The organism is Mycobacterium sp. NGS64 (genome assembly GCF_059812245.1).
Window position 1 is genome coordinate 1,442,077 of sequence record NZ_JCALCI010000001.1, and the last position, 12,773, is coordinate 1,454,849.

The window sequence follows — 12,773 nt, forward strand, 5'->3', positions numbered from 1 at the left end:
CGAGATGCCATGGCTCAGCCCAGGATCGGGAAACGGCGCTTGGCGGCGAGGTCACGCAGGGCCTGCTGCATCACCGACCGCACGTGCTCGTCGACCTCGTCGACGTCCGGGTCGTCGCCGAACTGCGCGGCGATGTCGATCGGTTCGAGCACCTGCGTCACGATCTTGGTGGGCAGCGGCACGTTGGGCGGGATAACGGCGCTGAACCCGAACGGGAAGCCGAACGACAGCGGCAGGATCGCGCTGCGCAGCAGGCGTTTCACGCCCAGCCGCTCGGCCAGCCACGTGCCGCGGGAGAGGTAGAGCTGGGTTTCCTGTCCGCCGATGGACACCGCCGGAACGATGGGCACGCCGGCCTCGATCGCCGTGCTGACGTATCCCTTGCGGCCGTTGAAGTCGATGACATTCTCCGACAGCGTGGGCCGGTAGGCATCGTAGTCACCGCCGGGGAAGACGACCACGACGCCGCCGGACCGCAGGGCCTTGGCCGCGTTCTCCCTATTGGCGCGGATGTAGCCGGTGCGCCGGAAGAATTGCCCGGTGGGGCCGGTCATCAGGATGTCGTGGCTCAGCGTGTACACCGGCCGGTCGTAGCCGAACTTCTCGTAGAAGTGGACGCTGAAAATCGGGACGTCCATGGGGAACATGCCGCCGGAGTGGTTGCCGACCACCAGCGCCCCGCCGGACGGGAATGAATCCAAGCCGTGCACCTCGGACCGGAAGTAGGTCTTCAGGAACGGGCGCATCACGCCCATCACGCGCTGGGTCAGACCGGGATCGAACTTGTCGATGTCCTCGATGTCGGCGCTGTCGGTGTCGGTCACATTTCTCCCTTGAGGTGCCGGCGCGGCCGCACTGCCGCGTCGAGTTCCTAGATGGTAGCGACCGAATACCCCCAGGGCGGTTTGAGCCAACCTGCAACGGAGGTATCCAGTGCCAATGCCTATGGCGCCGGCCCGATGAGGGGGCTATTGTTACGTGGCCAATGACCCTGCCCAGCGAAAAGAGGCGAAAATGGACGTCGCCGGATTGTCCGATGAGCGCGGTACTCGCTCGATCGCTGGGCACGTGTCGAACGGCGTTCGCGACCGGCGCGGGCGCCGGCCCCGCAGCAGTGCGGTCCGCCCCGGCCCGGTCAACGTCCGCCAACCGGTGGCCAGGCCGGATTCTCCGGCGGCGGTAGCCGCGACGGCCGACCGCCGCCAGGCCGACTACTTCCGCCGGGTGCTCGTGCAGAACCGTCGCCACATAGAGCACCGGCTCGCGGAGTACCAGAAGGCGATCGCGACCGCTGATGCCACCGGCGATGCCGAAGGCGCCGCCAGCGTCCGCCGGATGGCGCGCCTCGAGGAGCAGGAACGCCAAACCCTCGACGGGCTGATCGAAAAGCTGCAGCGCCGATTCCCGCCCCCGAATCGAGCCGCCACCCGTTAGGGGCCGCCGCCCCGCCTCATTCAGGGCTCAATCACGCTGCGCGTCAGCGATTTTCGCCTGACCCATACCGTTGCCTCACAGGCTACGGATAGATTGTATTCGCACAGCTGGTTTCATCTGCGACAGGAATGAGGCCGCCCATGGGATTCATGTCACCGGAACTTCCGGACGTCGACCCCGACACGTGGCTGGCGCGGCCCCGGGCAGCGCGACTGCAGATCGTGACCCGGCACTGGGCGGAACACGGCTTCGGCACCCCGTATGCGGTCTATCTGCTGTACCTGTTCAAGATCGCCTTGTACGTCGCGATCGCGGCGGCGATCATCTCGCTGACCCCCGGCCTGGGCGGGCTGGGCCGCATCGGCGAGTGGTGGACCCAGCCGATCGTGTACCAGAAGTTCATCGTCTTCACGCTGTTGTTCGAGGTGCTGGGCCTCGGCTGCGGGTCGGGCCCGCTGACCGGGCGGTTCATGCCGCCGGTCGGTGGATTCCTATATTGGTTGCGGCCCAACACGATTCGGCTGCCGGCGTGGCCCGGCAAGGTGCCGTTCACCCGCGGGGATACCCGCACCGTCGTCGACGTCGCCCTCTATGCCGTGGTGTTGGCCGGCGGTGTGTGGGCGCTGCTGGCGCCCGGCCCGCTGATCGACCCCGTCCGGGTGCTGCCCACGATCGTGGCGCTGGCCGTGCTGGGTCTGCGTGACAAGACAATCTTCCTCGCGGCCCGCGGCGAACACTATTGGCTGAAGCTGTTCGTGTTCTTCTTCCCGTTCACCGACCAGATCGCGGCCTACAAGCTCATCATGCTGTGCCTGTGGTGGGGGGCGGCGACCTCCAAGCTCAACCACCACTTTCCGTACGTCGTGTCGGTGATGACGAGCAACAACGCGCTGCTGCGGCCCAAGCTGTTCAGCCCCTTCAAGCGCGCGCTGTACCTCGACCATGTCAACGACCTGCGGCCCTCGTGGTTGCCGAAGATGATGGCTCACGTCGGTGGCACCACGGCGGAATTCGTCGTCCCGACGGTTCTGGTGTTCGTAGCCGGCGATCAGCCATGGCGGTGGTTCCTCATCGGGTTCATGGTGATCTTCCACCTCAACATCATTTCGAACCTCCCGATGGGAGTTCCGTTGGAGTGGAACGTGTTCTTCATCTTCTCGCTGTTCTATCTGTTCGGGCACTACGGCGCGATCCGCGCCACCGACCTTCGGTCCCCGCTGCTGCTCGCCCTCATCCTCGTCGCGGTGGCCGTAGTGATCGCGGGAAACATGTTCCCCGAAAAGATTTCGTTTCTGCCCGCGATGCGCTACTACGCGGGCAATTGGGCCACCAGCGTCTGGTGTTTCCGCGCGGGCGCCGAGGACAAGATCGAAGCCGACATCGTGAAAAGCTCTGCGCTCGTGGTGAATCAGCTGGCCAAGCTGTACGGCGCCGGGACCGCCGAGGTGATGTCGGACAAGGTGGCGGCGTTCCGGGCGATGCACACGCATGGCCGGGCGCTCAACGGCCTGTTGCCCCGCGCGATCAACAACGAGGCCGAATACAGCATCCGTGAGGGCGAAGTCGTCGCCGGGCCGTTGGTCGGCTGGAACTTCGGCGAGGGCCACCTGCACAACGAGCAGCTGCTCGAGGCGGTGCAACGGCGCTGCCGGTTCGAGGAGGGTGACGTCCGAGTCATCGTGCTCGAGGGCCAACCGATCCACATCCAAAAGCAGTGGTACCGCATCCTCGACGCCAAGGCGGGCGTGATCGAGGCCGGTTACGTCGACGTCGCAGACATGCTGACCCGCCAGCCATGGCCCGAGCCCGGTGACGAGTTCCCGGTCCACGTCACGACGCGCGCCGTAGCCGAAACGTGACTCAGGCTTGATCGAATCGCTAACGCGCCCTTGCACTTCCGCTGTTCACGGCGCCCGTACCATGGCTATTACAACCATGTCAGTTAAACAGGGACTGGAGCCATGCGAGCGGTCGTTCGGTGTGTTCTTGCGGTGAGCGCTGTCGCTGCGAGCGTGGCCACCGGGCCGACCGACATCCGCCTGGCCGCAGCCACCTGGCCGGATGGATCCGCCGTCGCGTCGGTGTCACCCGCGCGCGGCGAGGTGGTCGGGGTGGCGCACCCCGTGGTGGTGACGTTCAGCACTCCCGTCGCCAACCGGCGCGCGGCCGAGCGCGCCGTCCGGGTCACATCGGCCCCCCCGATGACCGGCAGGTTCGAATGGCTCGACAACGAGGTCGTGCAGTGGGTTCCCGACCACTACTGGCCGGCGCACAGCACGGTCGCGCTCTCGGTGGGCGGACGGCCCACGGAATTCGCCACGGGTCCCGCCGTCGTCGGGACTGCCAACATCGCCGACCACACCTTCACGGTGACCGTTGACGGCGTCGAGTCGGGACCGCTGCCCGCGCCGCACCACCGTCCCCACTGGGGGGAGGCGGGCGTGCTGCCGGCCTCGATGGGCAGGCCCGAGTACCCGACTCCGGTCGGCTCCTACACCGTCCTGTCCAAGGACCGCACGGTGATCATGGACTCGAGCAGCGTCGGCATCCCCGTCGACGACCCCGACGGATACCGGATCCCGGTGGACTACGCCGTGCGCATCACCGGCCACGGCCTCTTCGTCCATTCGGCCCCGTGGGCGGTCAACGCGATGGGCCTGGAGAATGTCAGCCACGGCTGCATCAGCCTGAGCCCCGAGGACGCCGAGTGGTACTACAACACCGTCCACGTCGGCGACCCGGTGATCGTGGAGGACTCGCCACGGCGCCAGCCACCGCCACGGCCGCAGCCCCCGCTGCTGTGGGAGGCCCCACCCAGCTGACAACTGATGAACAAACCCGCCGGGCTTGGCCCGGCGGGTTTGTTCGTAACTGGGAAGGGGATCCGCGTCAGCGCGCGGGCCCGGGCGCGGTCGGCTGGCCGGGGGCCGGGCCGCCGGCGGGCGCCGGACCGGTCGGCGCGCCCTTGCCGGTCCCGGACATGTCGATGATCGGGGCGGCCGGGGCGGCGGCGTCCAGCGGACCACCGGCGAGCGCAATCAGCGGAGCGCCGACGGGCACCACCGGGACCGGCGCACCCACCGGGATGGGGGCACCCACGGGGACCGGCGCACCCAGCGGCACCGGGGCGCCGACGGGCACGGGGGCACCGACCGGGACCGGCGCACCCACCGGGACCGGCGCACCAGCCGGCACCGGCGGCCCGAGAGCGATCAGCGGGGCACCGGCCGGGACCACCGGGACCGGCCCGGGCGCCACGATCGGTACGCCGGACATGTCGGTGAGCGGGGCGCTGGACGTGCATACGGTGGCGGCCGGTGCCGGCCCGCCGGGTGCCGGCGCGCCCCCTCCCGGCCCGCTCACCGGTGTGCCGCCCGCTTCGGGTGCGCCGGCCAGCGGCGCGCCCCCGGCCAGTGGTCCCGCCGCGCCCGCCGGACCGCCGGCTGCCGGAGCACCGACCTCGCCGGACTGACCCTGGATGCACGCGTAGCCGCCGGTCTTCAGCGGGGTGGCTGCCGCATCCGGGCTCAACGCTATGGCGGCCCCACACAGCCCAGCGATGGCACCAACTGTGATGTTGAACCGATCAAAGCCCGTCATCAACGTCGACTCCTTTAGCGTTCGCTATCCAATGCGGCAGCAGAACCGCATAGCTGTCCCGCAGCCGTGTCGAATGTATGACCCCCCGGTGCTATTGCACACGCGACGATTCCGGGGCTTATCGAACCGATACGAACCAGACACGCTCCGGTTATCGCGGGTGTTCGCTGTGACCGGCAAGCGGTGGTGCGCGTCACTGATCTAGGCTGACGGCGAGCGCGTAATCAGCGGACTCGCCGAAGACATCAGAAGACAGGGAGAGATCAAGTGACGGTCCGAGTGGGTATCAACGGCTTCGGCCGAATCGGACGCAATTTCTACCGGGCGTTGCTGGCCCAGCAGGAGCAGGGCACGGCCGATGTCGAGGTGGTGGCGGTCAATGACATCACCGACAACGCCACGTTGGCGCATTTGCTCAAATTCGACTCGATCCTGGGCCGGTTGCCCGACGACGTGAGCCTCGAGGGTGAGGACACCATCGTGGTGGGCACTCGGCGGATCAAGGCACTCGAGGTGCGCGAGGGTCCCGCGGCGATGCCGTGGAGCGACCTCGGCGTCGACGTGGTGGTGGAATCCACCGGGCTGTTCACCAACGCGGCCAAGGCGAAAGGCCATTTGGAGGCCGGGGCCAAGAAGGTGATCATCTCCGCGCCGGCCACCGATCCCGACATCACCATCGTGTTGGGCGTCAACGACGACCGCTACGACGGCAGCCAGAACATCATCTCCAACGCCTCCTGCACGACGAACTGCCTCGCGCCGGTGACCAAGGTCTTGCAGGACGAGTTCGGCATCGTCAAGGGCTTGATGACGACCATCCACGCCTACACCCAGGATCAGAACCTGCAGGACGGCCCGCACAAGGACCTGCGTCGGGCCCGGGCGGCGGCGCTGAACATCGTGCCGACCTCGACCGGGGCGGCCAAGGCGATCGGGCTGGTGATGCCCGAGCTGAAGGGCAAGCTGGACGGGTACGCGCTGCGGGTGCCGATCCCGACCGGCTCGGTGACCGACCTGACCGTGGAGCTGGCCAAAGCCGCCGGCGCCGAGGACATCAACGCCGCGTTCAAGGCCGCTGCGGAGGGCCGGCTCAAGGGCATCCTGAAGTACTACGACGCCCCGATCGTGTCGTCCGACATCGTCACCGACCCGCACAGCTCGATCTTTGACTCCGGGCTGACCAAGGTCATCGACAACCAGGCCAAGGTGGTGTCCTGGTACGACAACGAATGGGGCTACTCCAACCGCCTCGTTGACCTCGTCGCACTGGTCGGCAAGTCGCTGTAAACCGTGAGCATCCCCACTCTCGAAGACCTTCTGGCCGAGGGGGTTTCGGGTCGCGGCGTGCTGGTGCGCTCCGACCTGAACGTCCCCCTGGATGACGGGACCATCACCGACGCCGGCCGCATCACCGCGTCGGTGCCGACGCTGCAGGCGCTGCTCGAGGCCGGCGCCAAGGTCGTGGTCACCGCCCATCTGGGTCGTCCCAAGAACGGCGCCGACCCGACGCTGTCGCTGGCGCCGGTCGGCGCCGCGCTCGGCGACCAGCTCGGGCGGCACGTGCAGCTGGCCGGTGATGTCGTCGGCACCGATGCGCTTGCCCGCGCCGAGGGCCTGACCGACGGTGACATCCTGCTGCTGGAAAACATTCGCTTCGACCCGCGCGAAACCAGCAAGGACGATGGCGAGCGCTTGGCGCTGGCCCGGCAGCTTGCCGAATTGGTCGGGCCGGAGGGCGCTTTCGTCTCCGACGGCTTCGGTGTCGTGCACCGCAAGCAGGCCTCCGTCTACGACGTCGCCACCCTGCTGCCGCACTACGCGGGCACCCTGGTGGCCGAGGAGATCCGCGTCCTCGAGCAGCTGACCAGCTCGACCAAGCGCCCCTACGCGGTGGTGCTCGGCGGGTCGAAGGTGTCCGACAAGCTCGGCGTGATCGAGTCGCTGGCGACCAAGGCCGACAGCATCGTCATCGGTGGCGGCATGTGCTTCACCTTCCTTGCCGCGTATGGCCTTTCGGTTGGCACGTCGCTGCTTGAGCCCGACATGGTCGACACCTGTCGCCGGCTGTGCGAGACCTACGCCGACGTGCTGCACCTTCCGGTGGACATCGTGGTGGCGGAAAAGTTCGCCGCCGATTCACCGCCGGAAACCGTTGCGGCGGAACGCATTCCGCAGGACAAGATGGGCCTGGACATCGGGCCCGAGTCGGTCCGGCGGTTCACCACGCTGCTGTCCAACGCCGAGACCGTCTTCTGGAATGGCCCGATGGGGGTGTTCGAGTTCCCGGCGTTCGCCGCCGGAACCAAGGGCGTGGCCGAGGCCGTCGCCGCGGCCACCGGCAAGGGCGCCTTCAGCGTGGTGGGCGGCGGCGACTCCGCGGCCGCGGTGCGTGCGCTCGGCATCCCCGAGGGTGACTTCTCGCACATCTCGACCGGCGGGGGAGCGTCCCTGGAATACCTGGAGGGCAAGACGCTGCCGGGCATCGAGGTGCTTGCCAGCCCCCAGCCAAGCTAAGGAGACTCGTGAGCCGCAAGCCACTGATCGCCGGCAACTGGAAGATGAACCTCAATCACTTCGAGGCGATCGCCCTCGTGCAAAAGATCGCGTTCGCGCTGCCGGACAAGTACTACGACAAGGTCGACGTCACGGTGCTCCCGCCGTTCACCGACCTGCGCAGCGTGCAGACCCTGGTCGACGGCGACAAGCTGCGGCTGACCTACGGCGCCCAGGACCTGTCCCCGCACGACTCGGGCGCCTACACCGGCGACATCAGCGGCGCCTTCCTGGCCAAGCTGGGCTGCCAGTTCGCGGTCGTCGGCCACTCCGAGCGGCGCACCTACCACCACGAGGACGACGCGCTGGTGGCCGCCAAGGCCGCCGCCGCGCTCAAGCACGAACTCACCCCGATCGTGTGCATCGGCGAGCACCTGGAGACCCGGGAGGCGGGTGAGCACGTCAGTTACTGCGAAAACCAGCTGCGCGGCTCGCTGGCCGGGCTGTCGGCCGAGCAGATCGCCAACGTGGTGATCGCCTACGAGCCGGTCTGGGCGATCGGCACCGGCCGGGTAGCCAGCTCCGCCGACGCCCAGGAGGTGTGTGCGGCGATCCGCAAAGAGTTGGCGTCCCTCGCCTCGTCAAAGGTCGCCGAAACCGTGCGGGTGCTCTATGGCGGCTCGATGAACGCCAAGAACGTCGGCGACCTCGTCGCTCAGGACGACGTCGACGGCGGGCTGGTCGGCGGCGCATCGCTGGACGGCGAGCAGTTCGCGACCCTGGCGGCGATCGCCGCCGGCGGGCCCCTGCCGTGACGCCGGCGCCCCGCCGGTAAGCTGCACATCATGCAATTGGCCCTGCAGATCACCCTGGTCGTCACGAGCATCCTGGTGGTGCTGCTGGTGCTGCTGCACCGCGCCAAGGGTGGCGGCCTGTCGACGCTGTTCGGCGGCGGCGTGCAGTCGAGCCTGTCCGGGTCGACGGTCGTGGAGAAGAACCTCGACCGGCTGACGGTGTTCATCGTCGGCATCTGGCTGGTGTGCATCATCGGCATGGCCCTGCTGATCAAGTACCGCTGAACGCTCCATCCGCACCGTCGCCCTGCCGAGCGTGAAATTTACGACGCGACACGCCGATAATGCGTCGTAAATTGCACACTCGGCCGCGACTGACGCCTACACCGCTGACCGCTCGACGGGCGGGCCGGGCGATCCGCCTCGATACTGGGACGCATGGCTGAGGCTTCCGACATCGCGCTGGAACCGATCGGTGCCGTCCAACGCACCCGGGTCGGCCGCGAGGCGACCGAGCCGATGCGCGCCGACATCAGGCTGCTGGGCACCATTCTCGGCGACACCGTGCGCGAGCAGAACGGCGACGAGGTGTTCGAGCTCGTGGAACGCGCGCGGGTGGAGTCCTTCCGGGTGCGGCGCTCCGAGATCGACCGGGCCGACTTGGCCCGGATGTTCGACGGCATCGACATCCACCAGGCCATCCCGATCATCCGGGCGTTCAGCCACTTCGCGCTGCTGGCCAACGTCGCCGAAGACATCCACCGGGAACGCCGCCGCGACGTCCACGTCGCCGCCGGCGAGCCGCCGCAGGACAGCAGCCTGGCCGCGACGTACGCGAAACTCGATCGGGCAGAGCTCGATTCGGCCACGGTGGCCGACGCGCTGCGGGGCGCCCTGGTGTCCCCGGTGATCACCGCCCATCCCACCGAGACCCGCCGGCGCACCGTGTTCGTCACCCAGCACCGCATCACCGAATTGATGCGGCTGCGCGCCGCCGGGCACACCGAGACCGACGACGGCCGCAACATCGAGCTCGAGTTGCGCCGCCAGGTCCTCACGCTGTGGCAGACCGCGCTGATCCGGCTGTCCCGGCTGCAGATCACCGACGAGATCGACGTGGGCCTGCGGTATTACCCGGCCGCGCTGTTCAAGGTGATCCCGCAGGTCAACGCCGAGATTCGGGAGGCGCTGCGCGCGCGCTGGCCCGACGCCGACCTGCTTTCGGCGCCCATCCTGCAACCCGGCTCCTGGATCGGCGGCGACCGCGACGGCAACCCGAACGTCACCGGCGACGTCGTGCGGCGGGCCACCGGCAGCGCCGCGTTCACCGCCCTGGCGCACTACCTGGCCGAGCTGATCGAGCTCGAACAGGAGCTGTCGATGTCGGCGCGGCTGATCACGGTCACGCCCGAATTGACCGCCCTGGCCGACGGCGGCAACGAGAGCGCCCGCGCCGACGAGCCGTACCGACGCGCGCTGCGGGTGATCCGGGCCCGCCTCACCGCGACCGGCACCGAGATCCTGGACCGTCGGCCGCAGCACGAGCTCGACCTGGGCCTGCGGCCGTACTCCGTTCCGGCGGAACTGCGGGCCGACCTGGACGTCATCGACGCGTCGCTGCGCACGCACGGCGCCGAGCTGCTGGCCGACGATCGGCTGGCCCGGCTTCGAGAAAGCGTGCACGTCTTCGGGTTTCACCTATCCGGCCTGGACATGCGGCAGAACTCCGACGTGCACGAGGAGGTGGTCGCCGAGCTGCTGGCCTGGGCCGGGGTGCATCCCGACTACGGCTCGCTGGCCGAAGACGAGCGGGTCGCGCTGCTGGCGGGGGAGCTCGCGACCCGCCGGCCGCTGGTCGGCGACCGCGCGCAGCTGTCCGACCTGGCCCGTGGCGAGCTGGGCGTCGTCGCGGCCGCCGCCCGCGCCGTCGAACTCTACGGACCGGCGGCGGTGCCCAACTACATCATCTCGATGTGCCAGTCGGTGTCCGACGTCCTGGAGGCCGCGATCCTGTTGAAGGAGGCCGGGCTACTGGACGCGTCCGGCCCGGAACCCTATTGCCCCCTGGGCATTTCGCCGCTGTTCGAGACGATCGACGATCTGCACAATGGCGCGTCGATCCTGCAGGCGATGCTGGATCTGCCCATCTACCGGGCGCTGGTGGACGCCCGCGGCGGCTGCCAGGAGGTGATGCTGGGCTACTCCGACTCCAACAAGGACGGCGGCTACCTGGCCGCCAACTGGGCCGTCTACCGCGCCGAGCTCACCCTCGTCGAGGTCGCCCGCAAGACCGGAATCCGATTGCGGCTCTTCCACGGTCGCGGCGGCACCGTCGGCCGCGGCGGCGGCCCCAGCTACCAGGCGATCCTGGCGCAGCCGCCCGGCGCGGTGAACGGCTCACTGCGCCTCACCGAGCAGGGCGAGGTGATCGCCGCCAAATACGCCGAACCGCAACTGGCCCGGCGCAACCTGGAGAGCCTGGTGGCGGCCACCGTGGAGTCGACGCTGCTCGACGTGGAGGGCCTCGGCGACGCCGCGGAACCGGCCTACGCGGTGCTCGACGAGGTGGCCGCGCTGGCGCACCGCGCCTACGCCGAATTGGTGCACGAGACACCGGGATTCGTCGAGTACTTCAAGGCGTCCACGCCCGTCAGCGAGATCGGGTCGCTGAACATCGGCAGCCGGCCGACCTCGCGCAAGCCCACCGAATCCATCTCCGACCTGCGTGCCATCCCGTGGGTGTTGGCCTGGAGCCAGTCGCGGGTGATGCTGCCGGGCTGGTATGGCACCGGCGCGGCGTTCGAGCAGTGGATCGCGGCGGGCCCCGAGAGCGAAACCGAGCGGGTGGCGATCCTGCACGATCTGTACGAGCGGTGGCCGTTCTTTGCCAGCGTGCTCTCGAACATGGCGCAGGTGCTGTCCAAGAGCGATCTGGGCCTGGCGGCCCGCTACGCCGAGCTGGTGGCCGACGAATCGTTGCGGCACAGGGTGTTCGACAAGATCGCCGACGAGCACCGGCGCACCATCGCCATGCACAAGCTCATCACCGGTCAGGACGACCTGCTCGCCGACAACCCGGCGCTGGCCCGTTCGGTGTTCAACCGCTTCCCGTATCTGGAGCCGCTCAACCACCTGCAGGTCGAGCTGCTTCGCCGCTACCGCTCCGGCGACGACGACGAATTGGTGCAGCGCGGCATCCTGCTGACGATGAACGGTCTGGCGAGCGCGTTACGTAACAGCGGCTGACGGGCATCCCCGTGCCATGGAACCGGCGCAAGTGGCCCAGAACGGCGTGTTCGAGCGAATCGCCCGCGCCGGGTACGTGGTGAACGGGCTGCTGCACCTGATCGTCGGCTATCTAGCCATCCGGGTCGCGTGCGGCGACGGCGGCACCGCCGACCAGACCGGTGCCCTGGCGACGTTGGCGGCCAAACCGGGTGGCCCGCTTGCGCTGTGGATCGCCGCGGCCGCGCTGTTGGCCATGGGCCTTTGGCGGCTCGTCGAGACGGCCCTCGGCCGGTCGAGCGACCGCGAAGCCGAGCGCTCGTCGCCGGGAGTGTGGGACCGGGTCAAGGCGTTCGGACTCGCGGCCGTCTACCTCGCCTTCGCCTACTCGGCGTGCGGGTACGCCCGGGGCGCGGGCAGGCCGGCCGATCAACAGAATTCGAGCATCAGCGCGCGCCTGATGCACACCACCGCCGGCACGCTCGCGCTCATCGCCTGCGGCGTGCTCATCGTGGTGGTCGGGTGCTATCACGTCTACAAGGGCGCCAGCCGCAATTTCGTCGGCGACCTCAAGGGCAAGTCGGGTCGCCTGGTGCGACGCCTCGGCGCCGCCGGCTATGTGGCGAAGGGCGTGGTGATCGCCGGCACCGGGGCGTTGGTCGTCGTCGCCGCCTGCCGCTCCGAACCGAAGAAGGCCACCGGACTCGACGGGGCGCTGAAGACCCTCGGGGCCCAGCCCTACGGGGCGGCGTTGTTGATCGCGGCCGGCGCGGGGATCATCACCTACGGCCTGTACAGCTTCGTGATGGCCCGGTCCACCAAGATGTAGGGCTAGCGGTTGCGCAGCCGGTCCAGCACGCCGCGCACGGCATGCTCGGTGATCGACAGCGGCGACATCATCGTCTCGCCCACCTTCACCATGTCGTCGATCCGGGCGACGATGGCCTCCACGGGCTCGACCAGCACGATCAGCCGCTTGGCCAGGTCGTCGAGGCTGGCGAGGGTGCCGTCGAGGTGATCCAGCCCGGCCTCCATCCGTTCGACCGTGGCGTTGAGGTTGGTGAGCGAGCTGTTCAGCTCCCGCATCGTGGTGCTCAGGCCGTCGAGCACGTCCTCGACCTGTTCGACGGTCTTGTCGGCGTTCAGCGCCGCCTGGGTGAGGGTTTTGATCCGGCTTCGCTCGGGCCCCCCGCGCGCGGTTCGGTCTGCCATGAGGGCCATTATTAC

The 12,773-nt window shown here is 68.6% G+C and carries 12 protein-coding genes; 9 read left to right on the forward strand and 3 right to left on the reverse strand.

All coding sequences use genetic code 11. The annotated features are described in order from the left end of the window. Positions 1–14 precede the first annotated feature (14 nt). Positions 15–824, reverse strand: a complete 810-nt coding sequence (locus AC5Y4S_RS07220; protein ID WP_500031444.1) for a 1-acyl-sn-glycerol-3-phosphate acyltransferase — start codon at positions 822–824, stop codon at positions 15–17. Positions 825–1,014: 190 nt separating this feature from the next. On the opposite strand from AC5Y4S_RS07220, the gene AC5Y4S_RS07225 reads away from it, so the two are divergent. From AC5Y4S_RS07225 to AC5Y4S_RS07235, 3 genes are all read left to right on the forward strand, one after another. After that, positions 1,015–1,434 (forward strand): hypothetical protein, encoded by a 420-nt coding sequence (locus AC5Y4S_RS07225; protein WP_500031446.1) that lies wholly within the window; start codon positions 1,015–1,017, stop codon positions 1,432–1,434. A 140-nt stretch (positions 1,435–1,574) separates the two neighbouring features. Beyond that, the gene (locus AC5Y4S_RS07230; protein WP_500031448.1) at positions 1,575–3,293 is read left to right on the forward strand and encodes a DUF3556 domain-containing protein; all 1,719 of its coding nucleotides are present in this window, start codon (positions 1,575–1,577) and stop codon (positions 3,291–3,293) included. A 102-nt stretch (positions 3,294–3,395) separates the two neighbouring features. Next, positions 3,396–4,256, forward strand: coding sequence for a L,D-transpeptidase (locus AC5Y4S_RS07235; RefSeq protein WP_500031450.1), 861 nt, complete (start codon positions 3,396–3,398; stop codon positions 4,254–4,256). A 67-nt stretch (positions 4,257–4,323) separates the two neighbouring features. On the opposite strand, the gene AC5Y4S_RS07240 is transcribed toward AC5Y4S_RS07235, so the two are convergent. Continuing rightward, on the reverse strand, positions 4,324–5,034 hold the full coding sequence (locus AC5Y4S_RS07240) for a beta-xylosidase (protein WP_500031452.1): 711 nt from the start codon (positions 5,032–5,034) through the stop codon (positions 4,324–4,326). A 267-nt stretch (positions 5,035–5,301) separates the two neighbouring features. Between AC5Y4S_RS07240 and gap the strand changes: the two genes are divergently transcribed. The 6 genes from gap (at position 5,302) to AC5Y4S_RS07270 (ending at position 12,375) form a co-directional block, all read left to right on the forward strand. Continuing rightward, positions 5,302–6,321 carry a type I glyceraldehyde-3-phosphate dehydrogenase gene (gap, locus tag AC5Y4S_RS07245; protein ID WP_500031454.1) on the forward strand — a complete coding sequence of 340 codons (1,020 nt, stop codon included), beginning with the start codon at positions 5,302–5,304 and terminating at the stop codon, positions 6,319–6,321. Positions 6,322–6,324: 3 nt separating this feature from the next. Then, positions 6,325–7,548, forward strand: a complete 1,224-nt coding sequence (locus AC5Y4S_RS07250; protein ID WP_500031456.1) for a phosphoglycerate kinase — start codon at positions 6,325–6,327, stop codon at positions 7,546–7,548. A gap of 8 nt (positions 7,549–7,556) precedes the next feature. Continuing rightward, positions 7,557–8,342: a triose-phosphate isomerase gene (gene tpiA, locus AC5Y4S_RS07255; protein WP_500031458.1), complete on the forward strand. Its 786-nt coding sequence runs from the start codon at positions 7,557–7,559 to the stop codon at positions 8,340–8,342. A 30-nt stretch (positions 8,343–8,372) separates the two neighbouring features. Then, complete coding sequence (gene secG, locus AC5Y4S_RS07260) at positions 8,373–8,606, forward strand: preprotein translocase subunit SecG (RefSeq protein ID WP_066929551.1); 234 nt, start codon at positions 8,373–8,375, stop codon at positions 8,604–8,606. A gap of 153 nt (positions 8,607–8,759) precedes the next feature. Beyond that, positions 8,760–11,567 (forward strand): phosphoenolpyruvate carboxylase, encoded by a 2,808-nt coding sequence (gene ppc / locus AC5Y4S_RS07265; RefSeq protein ID WP_500031460.1) that lies wholly within the window; start codon positions 8,760–8,762, stop codon positions 11,565–11,567. 16 nt (positions 11,568–11,583) lie between these two features. After that, entirely contained in the window at positions 11,584–12,375 is a 792-nt protein-coding gene (locus tag AC5Y4S_RS07270) for a DUF1206 domain-containing protein (RefSeq protein ID WP_500031464.1), read from the forward strand. Positions 12,376–12,377: 2 nt separating this feature from the next. Here the strand turns inward: AC5Y4S_RS07270 and AC5Y4S_RS07275 are convergent, their stop codons facing one another. Continuing rightward, positions 12,378–12,767, reverse strand: a complete 390-nt coding sequence (locus AC5Y4S_RS07275) for an ATPase (protein ID WP_500031466.1) — start codon at positions 12,765–12,767, stop codon at positions 12,378–12,380. Between the last annotated feature and the right edge of the window lie 6 nt (positions 12,768–12,773).

Excerpts from the sequence above, each read along its gene's own strand:
- AC5Y4S_RS07270 (WP_500031464.1), top strand. The coding sequence starts at position 11,584 with ATGGAACCGGCGCAAGTGGCCCAGAACGGCGTGTTCGAGCGAATCGCC.
- secG (WP_066929551.1), top strand. The coding sequence starts at position 8,373 with ATGCAATTGGCCCTGCAGATCACCCTGGTCGTCACGAGCATCCTGGTG.
- AC5Y4S_RS07230 (WP_500031448.1), top strand. The coding sequence starts at position 1,575 with ATGGGATTCATGTCACCGGAACTTCCGGACGTCGACCCCGACACGTGG.
- AC5Y4S_RS07225 (WP_500031446.1), top strand. The coding sequence starts at position 1,015 with ATGGACGTCGCCGGATTGTCCGATGAGCGCGGTACTCGCTCGATCGCT.
- AC5Y4S_RS07235 (WP_500031450.1), top strand. The coding sequence starts at position 3,396 with ATGCGAGCGGTCGTTCGGTGTGTTCTTGCGGTGAGCGCTGTCGCTGCG.
- AC5Y4S_RS07275 (WP_500031466.1), bottom strand. The coding sequence starts at position 12,767 with ATGGCCCTCATGGCAGACCGAACCGCGCGCGGGGGGCCCGAGCGAAGC.
- ppc (WP_500031460.1), top strand. The coding sequence starts at position 8,760 with ATGGCTGAGGCTTCCGACATCGCGCTGGAACCGATCGGTGCCGTCCAA.
- AC5Y4S_RS07240 (WP_500031452.1), bottom strand. The coding sequence starts at position 5,034 with ATGACGGGCTTTGATCGGTTCAACATCACAGTTGGTGCCATCGCTGGG.